This window comes from Marinomonas sp. ABL3_031, assembly GCF_056161265.1.
Genome location: NZ_JBSWYU010000002.1, coordinates 171,443 through 192,356, shown reverse-complemented (window position 1 = coordinate 192,356; position 20,914 = coordinate 171,443). Strand labels below are relative to the sequence as shown.

At 44.8% G+C, this 20,914-nt stretch carries 18 protein-coding genes; 14 read left to right on the top strand and 4 right to left on the bottom strand.

Going from position 1 to position 20,914, the window contains the following annotated elements:
* Complete coding sequence (locus ACXAH2_RS03375) at positions 1-744, bottom strand: YciK family oxidoreductase (RefSeq protein WP_475076699.1); 744 nt, start codon at positions 742-744, stop codon at positions 1-3.
* A gap of 21 nt (positions 745-765) precedes the next feature.
* A complete protein-coding gene (gene ubiG / locus ACXAH2_RS03370) occupies positions 766-1,488 on the bottom strand; it encodes a bifunctional 2-polyprenyl-6-hydroxyphenol methylase/3-demethylubiquinol 3-O-methyltransferase UbiG (RefSeq protein ID WP_475076697.1) in 723 nt (240 codons plus the stop codon).
* Between the two features lie 565 nt (positions 1,489-2,053).
* Here ubiG and gyrA point away from each other — a divergent pair.
* From gyrA to rpsA, 6 genes are all read left to right on the top strand, one after another.
* On the top strand, positions 2,054-4,729 hold the full coding sequence (gene gyrA / locus ACXAH2_RS03365; RefSeq protein ID WP_475076696.1) for a DNA gyrase subunit A: 2,676 nt from the start codon (positions 2,054-2,056) through the stop codon (positions 4,727-4,729).
* Positions 4,730-4,810: 81 nt separating this feature from the next.
* Positions 4,811-5,890: a 3-phosphoserine/phosphohydroxythreonine transaminase gene (serC, locus tag ACXAH2_RS03360; protein ID WP_475076694.1), complete on the top strand. Its 1,080-nt coding sequence runs from the start codon at positions 4,811-4,813 to the stop codon at positions 5,888-5,890.
* 4 nt (positions 5,891-5,894) lie between these two features.
* Positions 5,895-7,016, top strand: a complete 1,122-nt coding sequence (pheA, locus tag ACXAH2_RS03355; RefSeq protein WP_475076693.1) for a prephenate dehydratase — start codon at positions 5,895-5,897, stop codon at positions 7,014-7,016.
* Between the two features lie 15 nt (positions 7,017-7,031).
* Positions 7,032-9,254 (top strand): prephenate dehydrogenase/arogenate dehydrogenase family protein, encoded by a 2,223-nt coding sequence (locus tag ACXAH2_RS03350; RefSeq protein WP_475076692.1) that lies wholly within the window; start codon positions 7,032-7,034, stop codon positions 9,252-9,254.
* An 18-nt stretch (positions 9,255-9,272) separates the two neighbouring features.
* Positions 9,273-9,956 carry a (d)CMP kinase gene (gene cmk / locus ACXAH2_RS03345; RefSeq protein ID WP_475076691.1) on the top strand — a complete coding sequence of 228 codons (684 nt, stop codon included), beginning with the start codon at positions 9,273-9,275 and terminating at the stop codon, positions 9,954-9,956.
* 180 nt (positions 9,957-10,136) lie between these two features.
* Positions 10,137-11,819, top strand: coding sequence for a 30S ribosomal protein S1 (rpsA, locus tag ACXAH2_RS03340; RefSeq protein ID WP_475076689.1), 1,683 nt, complete (start codon positions 10,137-10,139; stop codon positions 11,817-11,819).
* A 176-nt stretch (positions 11,820-11,995) separates the two neighbouring features.
* On the opposite strand, the gene ACXAH2_RS03335 is transcribed toward rpsA, so the two are convergent.
* Together ACXAH2_RS03335 and tsaA are read right to left on the bottom strand one after the other, a co-directional pair.
* Positions 11,996-12,268, bottom strand: coding sequence for a hypothetical protein (locus ACXAH2_RS03335; RefSeq protein ID WP_475076688.1), 273 nt, complete (start codon positions 12,266-12,268; stop codon positions 11,996-11,998).
* Positions 12,269-12,272: 4 nt separating this feature from the next.
* A complete protein-coding gene (tsaA, locus tag ACXAH2_RS03330) occupies positions 12,273-13,013 on the bottom strand; it encodes a tRNA (N6-threonylcarbamoyladenosine(37)-N6)-methyltransferase TrmO (RefSeq protein WP_475076687.1) in 741 nt (246 codons plus the stop codon).
* Between the two features lie 130 nt (positions 13,014-13,143).
* On the opposite strand from tsaA, the gene ACXAH2_RS03325 reads away from it, so the two are divergent.
* Genes ACXAH2_RS03325 through ACXAH2_RS03290 form a run of 8 tightly spaced genes read left to right on the top strand, consistent with a single transcriptional unit; the run spans position 13,144 to position 20,877 of the window.
* Positions 13,144-14,403 carry a glutamate-5-semialdehyde dehydrogenase gene (locus tag ACXAH2_RS03325; protein WP_475076685.1) on the top strand — a complete coding sequence of 420 codons (1,260 nt, stop codon included), beginning with the start codon at positions 13,144-13,146 and terminating at the stop codon, positions 14,401-14,403.
* On the top strand, positions 14,393-15,058 hold the full coding sequence (gene nadD / locus ACXAH2_RS03320) for a nicotinate-nucleotide adenylyltransferase (RefSeq protein ID WP_475076684.1): 666 nt from the start codon (positions 14,393-14,395) through the stop codon (positions 15,056-15,058). The genes ACXAH2_RS03325 and nadD overlap by 11 nt, the downstream gene beginning before the upstream one ends.
* Positions 15,059-15,072: 14 nt before the next feature.
* Positions 15,073-15,426 carry a ribosome silencing factor gene (gene rsfS, locus ACXAH2_RS03315; protein WP_475076682.1) on the top strand — a complete coding sequence of 118 codons (354 nt, stop codon included), beginning with the start codon at positions 15,073-15,075 and terminating at the stop codon, positions 15,424-15,426.
* Positions 15,427-15,437: 11 nt separating this feature from the next.
* Positions 15,438-15,905: a 23S rRNA (pseudouridine(1915)-N(3))-methyltransferase RlmH gene (gene rlmH, locus ACXAH2_RS03310; RefSeq protein WP_475076680.1), complete on the top strand. Its 468-nt coding sequence runs from the start codon at positions 15,438-15,440 to the stop codon at positions 15,903-15,905.
* Between the two features lie 9 nt (positions 15,906-15,914).
* On the top strand, positions 15,915-17,795 hold the full coding sequence (gene mrdA / locus ACXAH2_RS03305) for a penicillin-binding protein 2 (protein WP_475076679.1): 1,881 nt from the start codon (positions 15,915-15,917) through the stop codon (positions 17,793-17,795).
* Complete coding sequence (gene rodA, locus ACXAH2_RS03300) at positions 17,788-18,909, top strand: rod shape-determining protein RodA (RefSeq protein WP_475076678.1); 1,122 nt, start codon at positions 17,788-17,790, stop codon at positions 18,907-18,909. The genes mrdA and rodA overlap by 8 nt, the downstream gene beginning before the upstream one ends.
* Positions 18,909-19,964, top strand: coding sequence for a lytic murein transglycosylase B (gene mltB, locus ACXAH2_RS03295; RefSeq protein ID WP_475076676.1), 1,056 nt, complete (start codon positions 18,909-18,911; stop codon positions 19,962-19,964). Before rodA ends, mltB begins: the two co-directional genes overlap by 1 nt.
* A complete protein-coding gene (locus tag ACXAH2_RS03290) occupies positions 19,951-20,877 on the top strand; it encodes a septal ring lytic transglycosylase RlpA family protein (RefSeq protein WP_475076675.1) in 927 nt (308 codons plus the stop codon). The genes mltB and ACXAH2_RS03290 overlap by 14 nt, the downstream gene beginning before the upstream one ends.
* Positions 20,878-20,914 lie beyond the last annotated feature (37 nt).

Genomic DNA, 20,914 nt, shown 5'->3' with positions numbered 1-20,914 from the left:
TTATTGTGCGTTTAGGGATTGTCCGTTGATTGTCAAGCTGTCTTTACCCATCAAGTAAAGATAGAGCGGCATAATCTCGTCAGCTCTTGGTAGGCTCTCTGGTGCTTCATCAGGGTAAGCCGCAGCGCGCATAGCGGTTCGTGTTGCGCCAGGGTTTATGGCGTTAGCCCGAATATTAGGGTGGCTTTCGGCGAGCTCAATAGCAAACAATTGCATCATGGCTTCGGTAGCAAATTTGGAGATGGAATAAGCGCCCCATTTGGCTTTCGCGTATCGTCCAACACCTGAGGATGTAAAGATGATGGAAGCTTGTGGTGATTTTTCCAATAGTGACATTAAAGCCTGTGTTAACAATAGTTGGCTGGTGACATTAATGCGCATGACTTGTTCAAAAAGCTGAATGTCATAGTGTTGAATGTCGCAGCGATCGCCTAGAAGGCTGGCGTTGTGGAGTATACCGTCGAGTTGGCCAAATTCGGCTTTGAGAGTGTTGGCCAACTCCAAATATTCATGCTCTGAAGCGCCATCCAAATTGAGTGGCACTATGGCTGCTTGAGGATAGCCTTTTGCCTCAATAATGTCGTAAACGGCTTCGAGTTTTTTGGTAGTGCGACCAAGTAATATGACGGTCGCACCTTGTTCGGCATAGGCTAGGGCGGCGGCTTTGCCTATGCCGTCTCCTGCGCCTGTGACCAGTATGGTTTTGCCTACGAGTAATTGGCTTGGGGCTTGATAATCAAACATATCTCCTCCTTATGCCTGATATTAGGTGGTTGGCTTTTGAGTGTGCATCATGTAGTTGACCGACACATCTCTGTCGTTGAGCTTATACACCTTGGTGAATGGGTTGTAGGTTAAGCCTGTCATATGTTGAACCTCAAGATTTGCATCACGGGCAAAGGTATTCAGCTCGGCTGGTTGAATGAATTTTGCGTAATCGTGCGTGCCTTTGGGCAACATATTAAGTACGTATTCAGCACCAATAATGGCAAATAGGTAGGCTTTGGGGTTGCGGTTGATGGTTGAGAAGAACACGTGTCCGCCGGGTTTAACCAATGTCATGCAGGCGCGGATTACGGACGCAGGATCGGGAACATGTTCAAGCATCTCTAGGCAAGTCACTACATCGTATTGACCGGCTTCGCGAGCGGCAATCTCTTCTGCCGTGATGCGTTCATAGTCAATGTCTAGTTTAGATTCTTCTAAATGCAATTTTGCCACCGCCAATGGGGCTTCGCCCATATCGATGCCTTTTACCTGTGCGCCTTCTTTGGCCATGGCTTCGGATAAAATGCCACCGCCACAACCAATGTCGATGACTTTTTTGCCATTTAAACCAGCGTGCTCTTTGATGTAGTTGGTGCGTAGCGGGTTGATGTCGTGAAGCGGTTTGAATTCATTTTCCGTATCCCACCAGCGACTGGCTAGGGCTTCAAATTTAGCAACTTCATCAAGATCTACATTGGGTTGTTGAGAGTTGGTTGTCATAGATATGCCTTATTTGTAGTTGAATTTGTGTGTCGTCCGCTGTTGTGGCGCTGATTTTAATGCGGCGATGAAAGTGCTGGCCGATATTGATGAATTAAGTATAGCGTTAAGACTTTCACGAGACCAATAACAATTCTTATGTTGTATTTAATGTTTAGGAAGGTGCGAATTATGAGAGTACGAACAAGTCCTCGGAGTGCGGCAACTTGCTCCTGTGCTACCCTAATGCTTTATGTCGCCTTCGGGTCTGTTAGATAAATCTCCTATCTGTGTTAAGGGTGATTGAAAGGTACCAACATTCCTTGTCACTTTTGCCTTGATCGGGCGTTTCTTTGATAAGACTAACGTAACAAGACTTATTTGCCCCTTCCTTGAGTGACTGATTTGATGTTTGGTAACGAATTTTACGAAGTAAGGTGGAGATGGGATCATAATTGCACGAATTGGCAACAAAACATCATTTGGAAAGGGGTGTTATTTTTTTCCTTGTGTTACAATACGGCGCTTATAAAAAAAGATATTAGGAAGCCTTTGGGCTTACGAGGCATAAGGATCGATTGTATCTATGGGTGAATTAGCCAAAGAAATTATTCCCGTCAGTATCGAAAATGAACTGAAAGGTTCCTATCTCGACTATGCGATGAGTGTTATCGTCGGTCGTGCGTTACCGGATGTTCGAGACGGGCTGAAACCTGTTCACCGTCGTGTTCTTTTTGCGATGAACGAACTGAAAAATGATTGGAATAAACCGTACAAAAAATCAGCGCGTATTGTTGGTGACGTAATCGGTAAATATCACCCTCATGGTGACTCAGCGGTTTACGATACGATCGTTCGTATGGCGCAACCGTTTTCCATGCGTTATACCTTGGTCGATGGACAAGGTAACTTTGGTTCTGTTGATGGTGATAGTGCTGCAGCCATGCGTTATACCGAAATTCGTATGGAGAAAATTTCCCATCATCTTCTAATGGATTTGGAGAAAGAAACGGTCGATTTTGTACCAAACTATGATGGTACAGAGTTTATGCCTGAAGTGTTGCCAGCACGTGTCCCAGGCTTGCTGGTGAATGGCTCCGCTGGTATCGCGGTGGGCATGGCAACAAATATCCCTCCTCATAATTTGGGCGAAGTAATCGATGGTTGCTTGGCCGTTATTGATAATAATGACATTTCCATTGATGAGCTGATTGAGCGTATACCTGGCCCAGATTTTCCAACGGGGGCTTTTATCAATGGTCGTGCTGGCATTATTGAAGCTTACAAAACAGGGCGTGGGCGCATCTACATGCGTGCTCGTCATCATATTGAAGACATGGACAAAGGCAATCGCCAAGCCATTGTCTTTACCGAAATTCCTTATCAACTAAACAAAGCAAAAGTGATTGAAAAAATCGCTGAGTTGGTAAAAGAGAAGAAGATCGAAGGCATCAGCGAATTACGCGACGAGTCTGATAAAGATGGCATGCGTATCGTGGTGGAATTGCGTCGTGGTGAGAACCCAGATGTAGTGGTTAACAATATTTTCTCGCAAACTCAATTGCAGTCTGTATTTGGTATGAATATGGTGGCCCTGGTAGATGGTCGTCCACAGCTGCTTAACTTGAAGCAAATTCTTGAGTGTTTTGTTAAGCATCGTCGTGAAGTGGTGACTCGAAGAACCATCTTTGAATTGCGTAAAGCGCGAGAGCGTGGCCATATTCTTGAAGGTTTGGCGGTGGCGCTGGCGAATATCGATCGTGTGATCGAGCTGATTCGTACCTCACCAACCTCTGCTGAAGCGAAAGAAAAGTTAGTGTCTGAGTCCTGGCAGCCAGGTGATGTGATGGCAATGTTGGAGCGCGCTGGCTCTGATGCGTGTCGTCCTGATGATCTTGATGTCGCGTACGGTTTTGTTGATGGTGCTTATCATTTGTCGCCCGATCAAGCGCAAGCGATTTTGGATTTGCGTCTACATCGTTTGACAGGTTTAGAGCATGAAAAATTAATGGACGAATACCGTGCATTGATTGATTTGATCGGTGAATTGTTGGAGATTCTTTCTAATCCAATGCGTTTGATGGAAGTGATCCGCGAAGAGTTAGAAGAAGTGCGTGACATGTTCGGCGATGCGCGTCGTACTGAAATCTTAACTTCCCGCCAAGATTTGACCATTGCTGATTTAATTGATGAAGCGCCAATGGTGGTGACCATTTCTGATACAGGTTACGCCAAATCACAGCCGCTTGAAGAATACAAGGCGCAACGCCGTGGTGGTCGTGGTAAATCGGCTTCCGCTATGAAAGAAGAAGACCACATTAGCCACCTGCTGGTGACCAGCAGTCATGATACTGTGATGCTGTTTACTAACTTCGGTAAAGTGTACTGGTTACGTGTGTTTGAAATTCCCGTCGCGAGCCGTTCTTCGAAAGGTCGTCCAATTGTGAACTTATTGCCTCTGGCAGAGGGGGAACAAGTTTCAGCTCTGTTGCCTTTGACTGCGCCTGAGAAAACGGATGCCGATGAAGAAGATGAAAGCCAAAATCAAGAGGCAAGCAATTATATCTTTATGGCGACTGCAAAGGGTACTGTGAAGAAAACAGCGATGGAACACTTTGCTCGTCCTCGCTCTACCGGTTTGATTGCTTTGAATTTGGATGAATCTGATGCCTTGGTAGGCGTTGCTCAGACCTCGGGGGACAATGACATTATGTTAGTGTCTAGTTCAGGTAAGACGATTCGTTTTAATGAAGGTGATGTTCGCCCAATGGGTCGTACCGCTGCCGGTGTGCGTGGTATTCGTCTAGCGGAAGGATCGAAAGTCGTTTCTTTGATCGTTCCACAAGAAGGTTCTGCGGTATTGATGGCTTGTGAAAATGGCTACGGGAAACGTACTTTAATAGAAGACTTCCCTGTATATGGTCGTGGTGGTCAAGGGGTGATAGGTATACAGGTATCTGAGCGGAATGGTCCGGTAGTAGGCGCGACTCAGGTGAATGATGCTGACGAGATCATGCTGATTACTGACCAAGGAACCTTGGTGCGTACGCGTGTTGAAGAGGTATCTTGTCAAGGCCGTAACACGCAAGGTGTCACCTTGATTCGTTTGACTAACGATGAACACCTAGTTGGTGTGGTGCGTGTGGTTGAAGACGATGAAGAGGAAGGGGAAGAGGCTGAAGCGTTAGCGGATGATGCGCCGGAGGCTGAAAACCAAGCTCCTGTAGAAGGAAGTCAGCCCGACGACGCGGCAGATGAATAAGGTAAACATGTAATGAAAGCGGCGCACTTGATGCGTCGCTTTTGTTTAGATTGGCTCCTGATGTTTAGAGGAAAAAACGGGATGAGTCGGAAGTACAATTTTTGTTCTGGTCCAGCAGCGCTTCCCGAAGCGGTTTTAAAGAAGGCGCAAGAGGAATTATTGGATTGGCATGGTGCCGGTGTGTCAGTGATGGAAATGAGCCATCGCAGTGCGGAGTTTATGTCCATTTTGGCATCCGCAAAAGCGCGTTTAATGCGCTTGTTAGACATCAATGATGATTACGAAATATTGTTTGTTCAAGGCGGTGCATCGACTTTGTTTGCGCAGATTCCAGCAAACCTAGCGAAAGGTTATGAGTCTGCTTGTTATTTGGATACAGGTGCTTGGTCAACCAAAGCCATTAAAGAAGCGGAAAAATACACCCGAGTGAATGTGGTTGCTTCATCTAAAGCCGATAATTATACCTATGTGCCGAACTGGTCGGACATGACATTGGACGAAGATGCGGCTTACTTGCATATCTGTCAAAATGAAACCATTGGTGGCCTTGAGTTTACCGATCTTCCTAAAACCGATTTGCCTATCATTGCTGATTTATCTTCAACCATCTTGTCGCGCCAAATTGATGTTAGTCAGTACGGTATGATTTACGCTGGTGCGCAGAAGAACATCGGTCCTGCTGGCATAGTAATTTGTATTATTCGCAAAGATTTGTTGGCACGAAGTGACGATGCTTTACCGACGATTTGGAATTTTGCCAATTTGGCGAAGCACGACTCTATGGTCAATACCCCGCCAACCTTCGCCATATATTTGGCGGATTTGGTGTTTGAATGGTTAGAGGGGCAAGGTGGTGTTGCGGCAATGGAAGCAGTAAACCAAGTCAAAGCCAAAGCCTTGTACGATTTTATTGATCAAAGCAACTTTTACGCAAACCCAATTGCCCCGGCCAATCGTTCGCGTATGAATGTGCCATTTACGTTGGCGAATGAGTCATTAGAAGCCACTTTCCTCGAGGAGTCTGAAGCAGCAGGTTTGCGTACTCTAGCGGGTCACCGTTCGGTAGGTGGTATGCGTGCCAGTATTTACAACGCCATGCCAATGGAAGGTGTTCAAGCCTTGATTGATTTCATGAAAGCTTTTGAGAAACGTTACGGGTAATTTTATGTCTAATACAAAACCGGCCGTGCCCGATACCTTGCCTTTGTTGCGTGACCGCATTGACAGTATCGATTCGCAAATTCAGTCCTTGATTAATGAGCGCGCTAGATGTGCGGAGAAAGTCGCTGAAGTGAAATTGGCTGAGCAAGGTGATGAGGCGGTTGTTTTTTATCGTCCTGAACGGGAAGCTCAGGTGTTGCGTCGTGTGATGGAGCGTAATGAGGGGCCGTTAGGTAATGAAGAAATGGCGAAGATATTTCGTCAGATCATGTCTTCTTGCTTGGCGCTAGAAAAGCCAATGCGCATTGCTTTCTTAGGGCCGGAAGGGACTTTTACCCAACAAGCAGCGCTTAAACATTTTGGTAAGTCTATTATTAGTGCGCCTATGGCGGCCATTGATGAGGTGTTTCGTGAAGTGGAATCTGGCGCTGCCAACTATGGTGTGGTGCCGGTTGAAAATTCGACCGAAGGTGTGGTGAATCATACCCTAGACAGTTTCCGTGATTCGCGCTTAAAAATTTGTGGCGAAGTAGAAGAGCGTATTCATCATCATCTGTTGTTGAGCCCTAATGTGAACGCGGATGATGTGACGCATATTTATTCCCACCAACAGTCCCTAGCTCAGTGTCGTGCATGGTTGGATCGTTACTGGCCACACGTTGAACGTGTAGCGGTGAGTTCTAATGCAGAAGCGGCGCGTTTGGCGGCCGAGGCTGGCCGAAGTGGTCGAGCCATTGCGGCGATCGCGGGGGAAGTGGCGTGTGAGCTTTATGACTTAGTCAAGGTGTCGGCCAATATTGAAGATCGCCCTGACAACACTACGCGTTTCTTAATTGTGGGAACTCAGGATGTACCAGCTAGTGGCAAGGACAAAACGTCTTTGCTGATCAGTGCAAAGAATGAGCCCGGTGCTTTGTACCGCTTATTGGAGGCCTTTGAGCGTCATAAGGTGGATATGACACGTTTGGAAACGCGGCCATCTTTGATGAGTCGCTGGGGATACATTTTCTACATAGATTTCGTTGGGCATTATCAAGACCCTGAGTGTCAGGCGGTCATTGAAGAATTACGTGAGCGTGCCTCTGAAGTGAAGGTTTTGGGTTCTTACCCAGTGGCAGTGCTGTAAACAGGTGATGCGAGATTGATAGAAAATACGACTAAACAAGAGCAGAATCATTTTGGCAATGTCATGATTGTCGGTTTGGGTATGATTGGCGGTTCTTTCGCGAAAGCATTGAAAGAGCGTGGCTTGGCTACCTTATATGCAGTGGATCGTCGTGAGGGAGAGTTGGCATTAGGTGTATCTACTGGCGTGATTGATTATCCTGCGCAATTGACTATCGATTATGTATTGAAAATGGATGTGATTGTTCTCGCTACACCAGTACGTGCCATGGAGTCCGTGCTGAGTGAAATTAAACCCTTTCTCAATGAGCAAACCCTAATTACCGATGTAGGATCTACTAAAGGTAGTGTGGTGTCTGCCGCTGAACGAGTGTTCGGTGTTATGCCGTCTAACTTCATTCCTGGGCATCCCATTGCTGGTGCCGAAAAAAGTGGTGTGCTGGCCGCCAATCCGAATTTGTTTGAAAAGCACATGGCGATTGTTACACCTGTGTCGGGTAGTGATCCGTTACTCGTTGATCGGCTACATCGCTTGTGGCGTGCGATCGGAGCAGATGTGGTGAGTATGGACGTAGAGCATCACGATCATGTCTTGGCGTCATCCAGTCATTTGCCGCATTTGCTGGCTTACACCTTGGTAGATGCCTTGGCAAATAGTGATCGCAGTCAGGACGTTTTTAAGTTTGCAGCTGGTGGTTTTCGGGATTTTACTCGCATTGCCTCCAGTGATCCTGTGATGTGGCGAGATGTCTTCTTGGCAAATAAAGACGCTACTTTGGCGACCCTTGATCAATTTACTGAACGCTTGGCGGATATGCGTCAAGCGATTGAGCAGGGAGATGGGGCGAGTATGTTTGGGGTATTTACGCGCGCTAAATCCGCTCGTGATCATTTCTTACGTCTGCTAGAGCAGCGCACTGGTAGTGTAAAGCAAGATGTCAGCTCGGTAGCCATGCAGGTGTTGCCAGCCTCTGTGATACAAGGCGATATTTCTTTGCCAGGTGACAAATCTTTGTCACATATTGCGATTACCATAGCGTCGCTTTGTGACAGTGTTAGCGATTTGCGTAATGTCAGTTTAGATGGCGAAGTGCAGGTAACTATTCAGGCTTTGCGTGATATGGGGGTGGTGATTGAAACATTGTCATCCAATAGGTTGCGTGTACATGGCGTCGGGATGCGAGGATTAAAAGCCCCGATTGCTCCGATTAATTTCCATCATTCTGAGTTAAGTTTGCACACCTTACTACCCGTATTGGCGGGTCAGGAGTTCGCTGTTGCCGTCACCGCCGATGAAATGTTGTTGAATCGGGCTTGGACAGATTTGTTTGGCTTGTTGAGACAAATGGGCTGTGAATTGGCGTTTGAGCGAGAAGATTGTTTGCCTGCCAAAGTGAAGCCGGCAAAGTGTTCGGAGTTGACCATTGCCTTAACAAAAAAATCTCAAAAGCAGACTATGGCGGCTTTTATGGCGTCGTTAATGATGGGGGAAAATACCGTCATTGCCGGTGTTGGTGAAGAGATTAGTCAGATAGAGGTTATGTTACAGCGTTTCGGTGTTAGAATGTCGCGCGCTGCGAATGCAGTCAAGATAGAAGATTTGTTGTTGCGTTCAATTGCACTGGATATTTCGGCTGATGTGTATGCTGCTGCTTGGGTGACTTTGTTGGCAAGTTTATTGCCTGGCTCCGAGCTGACAATTAATAACATCAGCTTAGATGAGCAAAGTTTTCAGTATTTTCAGCTGCTAAATAGCATGGGGGCAGATTTGGTGTTGCCCAAAAAAAATGCTTCAGGTGTGTTTGAAGGTTGTATCCTGGTGCGTTTTGCTGAGTTGTCGGCTTGTCATTTATCTGCCGAGCAAACGTACCGTATGCGAAGTTTGTTGCCACTGTTGTGTGTGGCGGCTGTATACGCCAAGGGGCAATCTCAATTTAAGGGTGTTAAGTATTTGCCTTACTACCATGAAGACAGAGTGTTGGCTTTGATGGATGCCTTGCAGCAAATGCAAATAAAGACCGAGTTGGGGGATACAGATTTAGCGATATCGGGCAAGGTTCCACAGGGAGGGGAATTGGACAGTGCGGGCGATCAATATTTGGCGCTAGCCATGTTGGCTTTAGGTGTGCGTAGTCAGCAATTAACACAGGTAAAGGATTGCCAAACCTTATTACAAGAATTTAATGAGTTAGAGGCGTTGGCTAGACAATTGGGTTTACATTGTTCGGTCATGCCATAGTGATTAAGAGGAATAGTTATGATTAACCAAAGCCCAGTCATTACCATTGATGGTCCAAGCGGTGCAGGTAAAGGCACTGTGAGTCAATTGGTTGCGGAAAAACTGGGATGGCATTTATTAGACAGTGGTGCTTTGTATCGACTTTTGGCTTTAGCAGTGTCACACCATGGTATGTCTGAAAATGATGTTGAAACTTTGAAGGTATTGGCTGAACATTTGGATATTCAGTTTCAGCAGTCATCAGAAGGAAAGGTTGAAATTATCCTTGAAGGTGAAGTGGTTACTCAAGCAATACGTACAGAAGAAGTGGGCAATGCTGCGTCAAAGTTAGCAGCTATACCAGAAGTACGTGAGGGACTTTTGCTACGTCAGCGTGCATTTGCTCAAGCTCCGGGCCTAGTGGCGGATGGTCGCGATATGGGAACAGTGGTTTTCCCAATAGCACAAATTAAGATATTTCTAACGGCTTCGGCGGAAGAGCGTGCACAAAGACGTCTTTTACAATTGCAGCAAAAGGGTGAAACTGTTAATCTAGATGAACTAGTAAGCGCCATTAAAGAGCGTGATGAACGTGACGCCAATCGTCCGATCGCACCTCTGGTACCAGCTGCAGGTGCCTTGGTAATTGATAGCACTGACTTAAGCATAGAACAAGTTGTCGAGATTCTCCTTGCTGAAACAGCCAAGGCGGGTTTTGTATAGCTTGTTCTTTTTTGCGTGTGTTCTTTTTTACCTATTAAGTGTGCTAAAATAGATCAAATATTAAACAAGTCGGTGTGGAGGCCAGTATATCTACATCGCAAATTTCATAAAAATTGACCCACATCTTGCTGGCAGTGTGGTTAAGGCTTAGTTCACTAAGCCAATTATATAGGAAATACAATGACTCAAAGCTTCGCAGAACTGTTTGAAGAAAGCCTACAAAGCGTTGAAATGGCGCCTGGCTCAATTGTTACTGGTATTATTGTTGATATCGACAATGAATGGGTAACTGTTCATGCAGGTCTTAAATCTGAAGGCGTAATTCCTCGTTCTCAGTTCCTAACGGAAAGTGGTGAGTTCAACTTAAACATCGGTGACGAAGTAAAAGTTGCACTTGACGCTGTTGAAGATGGTTTCGGTGAGACTAAATTGTCTCGTGAGAAAGCTAAGCGTGCAGAGACTTGGTCTGTGCTTGAAAAAGCTTACGAAGAAAATGCCATCGTTCACGGTGTGATTAACGGTAAAGTTAAAGGTGGCTTCACTGTTGATATCGCTAATATCCGTGCTTTCTTGCCTGGTTCTTTGGTAGATGTTCGTCCAATCCGCGACACATCTCACTTGGAAGGTGTGGATCTAGAGTTCAAACTTATTAAGCTTGATCAAAAACGTAATAATGTTGTTGTTTCTCGTCGTGCCGTTATGGAAGCGACTAACAGCGCTGAGCGTGAAACATTGCTTGCTTCTCTTGAAGAAGGTCAAGAAGTTAAAGGTATCGTTAAGAACCTTACTGACTACGGTGCATTCGTTGATCTTGGTGGTGTCGATGGTCTTCTTCACATCACTGACATGGCTTGGAAACGCATTAAGCACCCAAGTGAAATCATTGCCGTTGGCGATGAGATCGATGTTAAAGTTCTTAAGTTCGACCGTGAGCGTAACCGTGTATCACTAGGTCTTAAGCAGTTGGGTGAAGATCCATGGGTTGCTATCAAAGCTCGTTACCCAGAGAACACTAAAGTTACTGCTAAAGTAACTAACTTAACTGACTACGGTTGCTTTGCTGAGCTAGAAGAGGGTGTTGAAGGTCTTGTTCACGTTTCTGAAATGGATTGGACAAACAAAAACATTCACCCATCTAAAGTCGTTCAAATCGGCGATGAAGTTGAAGTTATGGTTCTTGATATCGACGAAGAGCGTCGTCGTATCTCTTTGGGTATCAAGCAGTGCACAATGAACCCATGGGAAGAATTTGCCACTTCTTTCAACAAAGGCGACAAAATTTCTGGTGCTATCAAATCTATCACTGACTTTGGTGTTTTCATCGGTCTTGACGGTGGCATCGACGGTTTGGTTCACCTATCTGACCTATCTTGGGATGAAGCAGGTGAAGAAGCCGTTCGTCAATACAAGAAAGGCGATATGCTTGAAACAGTTGTATTGTCTATCGACGCTGAGCGTGAGCGTATCTCTCTAGGTGTTAAACAACTAGAAGAAGATCCTTTCCTAGCTTACGTTGCTGAAAATGACAAAGGTGCTGTCGTAACTGGTACTGTTTCTGAAGTTGATGCGAAAGCGGCGGTTGTTACTCTTGCTGAAGGTGTTGAAGCAACACTTAAAGTATCTGAAATTAGCCGTGAGCGTGTTGAAGATGCAACCACTGCTCTTAAAGAAGGTGACTCTGTAGAAGCGGCGATCATTAACGTTGATCGTAAAGCTCGTACAATCGCTATTTCTATCAAGCAGAAAGATGCTAGCGAAGAGAAAGCTGCGTTGAAGTCTCATTCAGAGAAGCAGCAAGTTGAAGCTAACGGTCCTACCACTATCGGTGATTTGATCAAAGCTCAACTAGAAGGCCAAGAGTAGTTTTTGCTCTATTGTCTTATTAAAAAAGCGAGCCTAGTGCTCGCTTTTTTTATGACGATTGAAAGGTGCTTTACATCAAATAATTATAAAATGGAGGTGTTTTTTTTGCGCTATTTTCTTGACAATAAAACTATACACAGAACATGTGGATAACCATGGGTATAGCCAGTCTATTATTAGTTAAGTGATTCTAATAGGGCCTTTACGTCTTCTTCATCCCATTCTTCTTTTTCTAGAAGCTCTTTTAACTTATTGTTTTTCTTTGTGTTATCTAAGTTTTTCTGAAATTTTGCAAAATGAAATTCTTTGATCAGGCGTTCATCTTCTTTTGATCGATAAATGCTTGCTTTGTTGTTGTCAGTGTCTTCAGGTGTTGTGTTGGGTGTATTGGCTTGCGGATTAAGCTGATTGATTTGCTTATAAGTGTTGAGAAAGTTTTTTTTAATCATCTTGTCACCTATCGTTATCAATGCTGATGACCTCAAAGTGGTCAGACTGTGCTTGCCACTTAATGTTGAGATCCCATAAACGAATACCGTGCTCTCGCCCCGTTTGTCCTGCCAGATAAGAGGGGCGTGGGTCTTGCGCTAAAATTTGTTCAATTAGAGTATAAAGATCTTTTTCCATGCTTGCTGAGAAAGCTTGGCATTGGTTGTTGGCTTTTTCGCTAAAACGCACAGTCTTTAGTTGGCTGCGAGGCTCACTGGGTGCGAATGTGCTGGTCGCATCATGGACACAGTCGGCATAAGGTAAATAGGGTTTGATGTCTAATATCGGCGTTCCGTCCAGCAGGTCGGCTCCATGTAGGTCAATCAGAATGCGCTTGTCTTGTTGATGAATTTTACCCAGTTTAACCACAGATAAACCTATTGGATTGGGTCTGTGTGTTGAGCGCGTGGCGAATACCCCCGTTTTTTCTTTTCCGCCTAGTCTGGGTGGGCGTACTTTAGCTTTCCAGCCTTCTTGCATACAGGCATGAAATACAAACTGGATCCAAATATGGGAGTAATCAGATAGCCCTGCTAACACGTCGAGCCTATTATAAGGTGGAAGCAATTCAAGCTGAGCCGTCGCCATACTGACCAACCCCGGTTGTCTGGGAATGCCGAACTTTTCTTTAAAGCAAGAATGTATAATGCCAATATAGGAAAAGGTAATCGGGCTAGAAAGTACGAAGGGGTCAGTCGAAGGCAAGATGGCTTCCTTTTCAAGTAAAACGGCGCAAAACGAATAAAATTATTGTGATAGTATACTGTTTTAACAAAAAATATTTGATCGCTTTTAGGATCAAATGTGTGTTTTACCTTTTAATTAGAGATAAACAATGTCTTTAGAAGTTTACATGAATCAAATAGGGGAGCAGGCGCGGGCCGCGTCTCGATTGCTTGCAAAAGCGTCAACAGAACATAAGAACATGGCTTTGTTTGCTATGGCTGATGCTTTGGAAGCGGCTCGCCCCAGATTGATTGAAGAAAATGCTAAGGACATGAAAAATGGTCAAGAGAAAGGTCTTGATACGGCCATGTTGGATCGTTTGCAATTAACCGATGCACGCATTGATGGCATGATAGCTGGTCTTAAGCAAGTCGCTTCTTTGCCAGACCCAGTAGGAGAAATTTCCAATATGGCGTATTTGCCATCGGGTATTCAACGCGGCCAGATGCGTGTTCCACTGGGTGTGATCGGTATTATTTATGAGTCGCGTCCCAATGTGACCATTGATGCGGCGAGTTTGTGTTTGAAATCCGGAAACGCCACGATTTTACGTGGCGGTTCAGAAGCTTTTTATTCTAATCAATGCATTGCGCAAGCCATTTCTGAGGGTCTTGAAAAAGTGGGTTTGCCTGCTGACGCGGTACAGGTCATCAATACTACAGATCGAGATGCAGTTGGGAAACTGATTGGTATGCCTGAGTTTGTCGATGTCATTGTACCACGTGGTGGTAAGAGCTTGATTGAACGCATTAGCGCCGATGCTCGTGTACCAGTAATCAAGCATCTTGATGGTAATTGTCATGTGTATGTGGATGATGAAGCGGATTTTGATAAGGCATTTAGGATAGTCATCAATGCTAAAACCCGTCGATATGGGGTGTGTAACGCAATGGAGTCTTTGCTGTTGCATAAGGATATTGTTGCCGATTTCTTTCCTCGTATTTTGGCCACCTTTGAAGAGAAGGGAGTAGAGTTGCTGGGCTGTGAAGCTATGCAAGCATTGTTCAATAATGTAGGGGCGGCAACCGAAGAGGATTGGTACACAGAGTACACTGCACCTAAGTTATCTATTAAGGTTGTGGAAGATATGGATGAGGCGATTGCTCATATTAATCAATATGGCTCTCATCACACCGATGCGATTGTGACGCAAAATTACACCAAAAGTCGCGCTTTCATGACAGAAGTGGATTCGTCTTCTGTGATGGTGAATGCCTCTACCGCTTTTGCCGATGGTTTTGAATACGGTTTTGGCGCGGAAATTGGTATTTCTACCGATAAAATTCATGCCCGTGGGCCAGTTGGCTTATTGGGTTTGACCAGTCAGAAGTACATAGTACTGGGTGATGGTCATACCCGTGACAATTGATTTGCCTAATCCGTCAGCTCGTAAAGGCGTGGCCATTATGGGAGGGACCTTCGATCCTATCCATAATGGCCATCTCCGCACCGCAGTGGATATTCTTGATGGCTATTATTATGCCAATCTCAAGTTAATTCCTTGCTTTCAGCCAGTCCATAAAAGACAGCCTAGTGTCACTCCACAACAGCGTTTAGACATGGTGAACTTGGCCATTAGTAGTCATTCAGGTTTGTCGGTAGACGCCAGGGAGATCATTCGTGAAGGTCCCAGTTATACTGCGGACACCTTACGAGATATTCGCACTGAAGTTGGTGAAGAAGAACCTTTGGTCATGGTGTTGGGAATGGACAGTTTCTTGTCTCTACCGACTTGGCATAACTGGCAAGACCTCATTAAATACGCCCATCTATTTGTTGTTTCTCGTCCAGGTTGGGAGCCTGATCTCATTTCTGAGTTAAGTCGCTTTTGTGAAAACTATCGTGCCTCCTCTCCGCATGAGTTACAATGCACGCCTTCAGGTCTGGTGTGGTTTGAAACTCTAACGCCATTGGGGATTTCGTCGAGTATGATTCGAACTTTGGCACGCCAAGGTAAGTCAATCGCTTATTTATTACCAGAGCCTGTACAAAACTACATAGAAAAAAATCAATTATATCGATAGGATAATGTAAATTTATGAGTCAAATTAATCTCACAGCGGATCAAATCTTAGCTTTTGCTGTCGAAGCATTAGAAGATGTCAAAGGTGACAAGATCACTGTGTTGAATGTGTCCGACCATACCGACATGATGGATTACATGGTGATTTGTACTGGCACATCAAAAAGGCATGTGCATGCTTTGGGACAGAACGTATTTGAGTACCTAAAGCAGCAAGGTTTACAGCCTTTAGGTTCTGAGGGACGAGACATGGGAAATGACTGGGTTTTGGTAGACTTGCACGATGTGGTTGTGCATGTCATGACAGAAGAAGCTCGTGCTTTTTATGATCTTGAGAAGTTGTGGGATATTAAGCCAGAAGAGATGTAAGGCTTCGTTAGATGCGTGTGCGATTGATTGCGGTTGGAAATAAAATGCCGAAATGGGTAGTTCAGGGATACGAGGACTATGCGAAACGGCTTCCGAAAGACTTTGCTTTAGAAACCGTGGAGATTCCAATGTCTCCACGTGGCAAAAACTTGGACATTGCTAAAGCCATTCGTAAGGAAGGAGACGCCATGCTTGATGCGATTCCCGCGGGTGACAAGGTGATCGCAATGGAAGTGCTTGGCAAAGAGTGGTCGACTGAACGATTAGCTGATCAGGCTGAACAATGGCGTATGGATGGCCACAACGTTTGTCTGTTAGTCGGGGGACCTGATGGTTTGGATCCAAGATGTGCAGCCCGAGCCGATCAGGCATGGTCATTATCACGCCTAACCTTACCTCACCCTATGGTGAGAGTCATTTTAGCCGAGCAGATTTATCGTGCTTGGACCCTTATGAATAATCATCCATATCACAGGTAGGTGTAGTAGGTGAGCCGTCAACATCAGCAATTTCGTAATTACCGTCAGGAGCAGCGTTTAACTCAGAATCGAATCATTGCTGCTGCCATTTTTGTGCTTTTGTTGGCTTCTACTTTGATGGCTCGTCTCTTTTATCTTCAGGTTATAGAATACGAACTCTATCAAACCAAAGCGAATGATAACCGCGTAATGCTGGTTACCGAACCTCCTCCTCGAGGACTGATATATGACCGTCATGGTTTAGTGTTAGCAGACAATCGCCCTATACACAGTTTGACCGTTACTCCTGAGCGAGTAGACAACTTTTTGGATCTAAAAGAAGAGTTGTCTAAAATCATCAACATTTCTGAAAATGAGTGGGAAAATTTTGATGATCGTCTTAAAGAATATCGCCGTCCTTATCAGTCTATTACACTGAAATCACAATTAACCGATGAAGAATGGGCTCGTGTTTCTGTTGATTTGTATCGCTTAGATGGGGTGCAAGTCGAAGCTCAGTTAACGCGCTATTATCCTTATGGTGAAGCTTTTGCTCATGCGGTGGGGTATGTGGGCCGTATCACTGCAAGCGATCTCGAAAAGGTTGATAAACAAGCATATCAAGGTGCTTTGTTCATAGGTAAAACGGGTATCGAGGGCTATTACGAGAAGGCCTTGTTTGGTGAAGCTGGTTTTCGTAAGGTGGAAGTGAATGCGCGCGGTCGAATCATGTCTCAATTAGAGCAACAGGCCCCCATTCCAGGAAAAGATCTGCATTTGTATTTAGATGCCAGATTACAGCAATACGCTTATGACTTGCTTGGTGATTATAAAGGTGCAGTGGTTGCGATTGACCCAAACAATGGTGGGGTGTTGGCCTTAGTGTCGAAGCCGGGTTTTGATCCGAACTTGTTTGTTCGCGGTATTTCTGTAGCGGACTATTCAGAATTGAGGCAGTCGAAAAAACTTCCGTTGTTTAACCGAGCTTTACGTGGTGGTTATCCGCCAGCCTCTACCATTAAACCCTTTATGGCGCTAGCGGGACTGGATTACGGTTTTGCTTCATGGACAGAGCGTTATTTTGCCAAAGGGTATTATCAGATCAACCCAGATGGGCGTCGCTATCGTGACTGGAAACGCAGCGGTCATGGTTGGATTGACTTGGAACGTTCTATCATTGAGTCCGTAGATACTTATTACTATCAGCTGGCGAATAAGATGGGCATTACACCTATTCATAGTTTCTTATCTTTATTTGGTTTTGGTCGCAGTACTATTTTGGACTTGAATGGCGATAGTACAGGCTTACTGCCTTCCAATGAATGGAAGAAAGCCAAATACAAAGAGCCTTGGTACCCGGGAGACTCAGTAAATGTGGGTATCGGCCAGGGGTTTATGGTGGCAACACCCATGCAAATTGCCTCAGCGACCTCTGCCTTGGCAAGCCGAGGGCGTTATTTCTATCCGCGTATGGCGAATACTCTTGGCGATCAACCGGTTGAATTCGAAGATGATTTAGGCGGTGAGCACGATATTATTCTGAAGGATCAGCGTAATTGGGAAAGAATGGTCAAAGCCATGCGTAAAGTGATTACAGATTCATTAGGAACGGCGCGACGTTTACAAGGAACCGAATATGTTATTGCTGGTAAAACCGGTACTGGGCAGGTATTCAGTTTACAAGAAGACGAAGAATATGACTCTGAAAAGTTGGATAAGCGTTTACACGATCATGCCTTATTCATTGGTTTTGCGCCTGCTGAAGACCCTAAAATTTCGGTGTTTGCTATCTTTGAAAACGGCGGTAGCAGTTCGAAACCGGCTGATTTATCGAAAAAGTTATTTGATGCGTATCTTTATGATAAATATCCAGCCCAATACGACTACTTAAAAGGGAATGGCAATGAGTGAGAACTTATATCGTCGCGTGCTGGTCTTTGCCAATGCCAGACTTTGGCAATTGGTGCACATTGATATTTTATTGATCGGCTCCTTGTTGTTATTGATCGGTGGTGGATTATTTGTTCTTTATTCTGCTTCTGGACAGAATGTGGCTATGATTGAACGTCAAATTTTTCGTTTTACGGTAGGTTTGATGGTGTGTTTAGTGTTAGCGCAACTGCCGCCCAAATACATGCGACGTGCGTCGCCCGCTTTGTATATTTTTATTGTTTTGTTATTGATTGGGGTTTTGCTGTTTGGCGTTGGCGCAAAAGGTGCTCAGCGTTGGTTGCCACTCCCCGGGGGATTACGTTTCCAGCCCTCTGAAATCATGAAGATTGTTATGCCCATGATGGTGGCTTGGTATTTTTCTGATCGAGCCTTACCGCCGAGTTTTAAACAAATAGTGACTGTGCTTATTTTAATTGTGGCTCCGGTGTTTTTAATTGCCAGACAGCCTGATCTTGGTACGTCATTATTGGTGGCTGTATCCGGTATTTTTGCCTTATTTCTGGCTGGTCTGGGTTGGCGTTATATTCTTGGTGCAGCGGCACTAGCACCCATTGCAGGTTTTAGTCTGTGGCAAGTGATGCACGATTATCAAAAGCAAAGAGTATTAACCTTCCTTAACCCAGAGAGTGATCCTTTAGGTTCAGGGTGGAATATCATTCAATCAAAAACAGCCATAGGTTCTGGCGGCCTTTATGGAAAAGGTTGGTTAGAAGGTACTCAAGCGCAACTGGATTTCCTACCAGAAAGTCACACAGATTTTATTATTGCCGTGTTAGCGGAAGAGTTTGGTATGTTGGGCTGTGGTTTACTGATTCTTGCATATCTTCTCGTTATTGCGCGCGGTCTTTACATTTCGGCCATGGCAGAAGATAACTACGCGCGTTTGCTAGCAGGTAGCCTTACTCTGACATTTTTTGTTTATATGTTTGTAAATATTGGTATGGTTTCAGGAATTTTACCTGTAGTTGGGGTACCCTTACCTTTAGTCAGCTATGGTGGTACGTCAATCATTACCATTATGGCGACCTTTGGAATTTTAATGTCGATTCAAACACATAAAAGAGCGAGATAATGTTTAAGCTAGCAGCTACGGTTTTTATTGCGATTGGGTTAACCGCATGCAGCGCTGTTGAGCAAAAGGATATGCCAGCTAACTCAGGTGTGAGTAAGGCTTTGCTGGAAGAGATGCCAAAGGCCTGGGAAGACTCTTATGCCGGTTATCCAGAAGTACAGATTTTCATTAATAAAATGGTTAATCAACATGATTACGATAAAGAGAGGCTGCAATTGGCTTTCTCGCACATCAAAGTTCGTCCCAAGGTGATTGAGAAATCGAACAACCAGCCTGAAGTACTCATTCCTTATTATCAATATAAAACTCGCTTTGTGAATAAAGATCGTATGAAAGCGGGTCAAAAATTTGCCCAGCGTAATGCCAAGTGGTTGACTAAAGCTCAACAAGAGTTTGGTGTTGATTCCCATGTTGTTGTCGCGTTGATTGGTGTCGAGACATACTATGGCCGTATTACCGGCTCCAAAGATGTATTTACATCATTGACGACCTTGGCATTTGATTACCCTAGACGTAAAGACTATTTTCAAAGTGAATTAGAAGCTTATTTGTTACTCGTTCGTTCTAAAGGATGGAACATTGGCGAAACAAAAGGGTCATATACTGGTGCGATGGGCATGGTGCAATTTATGCCAAGTAATTATCAGAAATTAGCTATCGATTATGATCAAGATGGACAAATCGATTTGTGGCGCTCAGAAGCAGATGCTATTGGTAGTGTTGCTAACTATTTAAAACACCATGGTTGGCGGCAAAATCAACCTTGGTTTGTTACTGCTAAAGTGTCAGATCCTTTGGTAGTGGAAGAAGAGATTAATAAGGGGCGTAGGCCTAGCAAGCACATTGAACAGTGGTCTGCTGTAAATGTGTTGCCGACGCAGCAATTCTCTGCAGAGAAAACGGGTTTAATTGGTTTACGGACCGCACCAGAGGAAATGTCTTATTGGCTGGCCTATGAAAATTTCTTTGCCGTGATGGACTATAATCCGAGTCGACGTTACGCCATGTCAGTGTTGGAATTGGCGAAAAGTATAGAGGCCTATGAAACGCATTAAACTACTGCTTGTCATAAGCTTATTTGGCATGATGTTGACTGGATGTATGAGTACTCGCCATGTCTTAGGGTATGACGAAAACAACATAGATTATGATAAAGCCTCTGGGGGTGGTCGTTACACAATTTTGCAAGATCATGGGCCTAGTGGTGATGTGAAAGTAGATCATTTACCTGATCTGATTCCAAAATGGGAGCCGAAAAGCCGTGGCGGAAATAAAAGTCCTTATGAGGTATGGGGTAAAAAATATTGGGTAATGGATTCAGCGAAAGGATACAGTGCAGAAGGAACGGCTTCCTGGTATGGCAAGAAGTTTCATGGTCATAAAACCTCAAATGGGGAAATATATGACATGTATGCATTTTCTGCTGCCCATAAATCCTTGCCGTTACCGACTTATTTGAAAGTAACCAATTTGGATAATGATCGCTCAGTGATTGTTCGGGTGAACGATAGAGGGCCATTTCATGGGAATCGGTTAATTGATCTTTCCTATGCGGCAGCGGTTCGGCTGGATTACCATAAAAAAGGTTTGGCAAGAGTACGAGTTGAGGCGATCACACCAGAAAAGGGTCAGTCTTATCAGCCAGATGAAGTGTTGGATTTGACACCGCAAGCTTTGCCAGATAAGGCTTCAGCCGTATCGCAAGGGGCCGATGAAAAGGCCCCTGAAGTGGTATTTACACATTTGCAATTGGGGGCATTTAGTTCTCAAGCATCGGCTGAGAAATTAAAGCATCGCTTGTTTGAAGCGTTTGATACAGATATTCGCGTTGAAGTAAATCAGCAAGACGATGGGCTTTATAAAGTGCTGGTTGGCCCCTACAAAGAGGCTAATGAGTTACAAAAGTGGCAAGGGAAGCTACTTGAAAGCGGATTTGGAGATTCCGTAAGAGTAGCTTTACTTCCGTAAGGCTCATGGGCTTGGGCTAGAGATTCCAGTTGTGCTC

Excerpts from the sequence above, each read along its gene's own strand:
- ACXAH2_RS03325 (WP_475076685.1), top strand. The coding sequence starts at position 13,144 with ATGTCTTTAGAAGTTTACATGAATCAAATAGGGGAGCAGGCGCGGGCC.
- ACXAH2_RS03290 (WP_475076675.1), top strand. The coding sequence starts at position 19,951 with ATGAAACGCATTAAACTACTGCTTGTCATAAGCTTATTTGGCATGATG.
- mltB (WP_475076676.1), top strand. The coding sequence starts at position 18,909 with ATGTTTAAGCTAGCAGCTACGGTTTTTATTGCGATTGGGTTAACCGCA.
- ACXAH2_RS03375 (WP_475076699.1), bottom strand. The coding sequence starts at position 744 with ATGTTTGATTATCAAGCCCCAAGCCAATTACTCGTAGGCAAAACCATA.
- rlmH (WP_475076680.1), top strand. The coding sequence starts at position 15,438 with ATGCGTGTGCGATTGATTGCGGTTGGAAATAAAATGCCGAAATGGGTA.
- serC (WP_475076694.1), top strand. The coding sequence starts at position 4,811 with ATGAGTCGGAAGTACAATTTTTGTTCTGGTCCAGCAGCGCTTCCCGAA.
- gyrA (WP_475076696.1), top strand. The coding sequence starts at position 2,054 with ATGGGTGAATTAGCCAAAGAAATTATTCCCGTCAGTATCGAAAATGAA.
- ubiG (WP_475076697.1), bottom strand. The coding sequence starts at position 1,488 with ATGACAACCAACTCTCAACAACCCAATGTAGATCTTGATGAAGTTGCT.
- rodA (WP_475076678.1), top strand. The coding sequence starts at position 17,788 with ATGAGTGAGAACTTATATCGTCGCGTGCTGGTCTTTGCCAATGCCAGA.
- rsfS (WP_475076682.1), top strand. The coding sequence starts at position 15,073 with ATGAGTCAAATTAATCTCACAGCGGATCAAATCTTAGCTTTTGCTGTC.
- ACXAH2_RS03335 (WP_475076688.1), bottom strand. The coding sequence starts at position 12,268 with ATGATTAAAAAAAACTTTCTCAACACTTATAAGCAAATCAATCAGCTT.
- rpsA (WP_475076689.1), top strand. The coding sequence starts at position 10,137 with ATGACTCAAAGCTTCGCAGAACTGTTTGAAGAAAGCCTACAAAGCGTT.
- cmk (WP_475076691.1), top strand. The coding sequence starts at position 9,273 with ATGATTAACCAAAGCCCAGTCATTACCATTGATGGTCCAAGCGGTGCA.
- pheA (WP_475076693.1), top strand. The coding sequence starts at position 5,895 with ATGTCTAATACAAAACCGGCCGTGCCCGATACCTTGCCTTTGTTGCGT.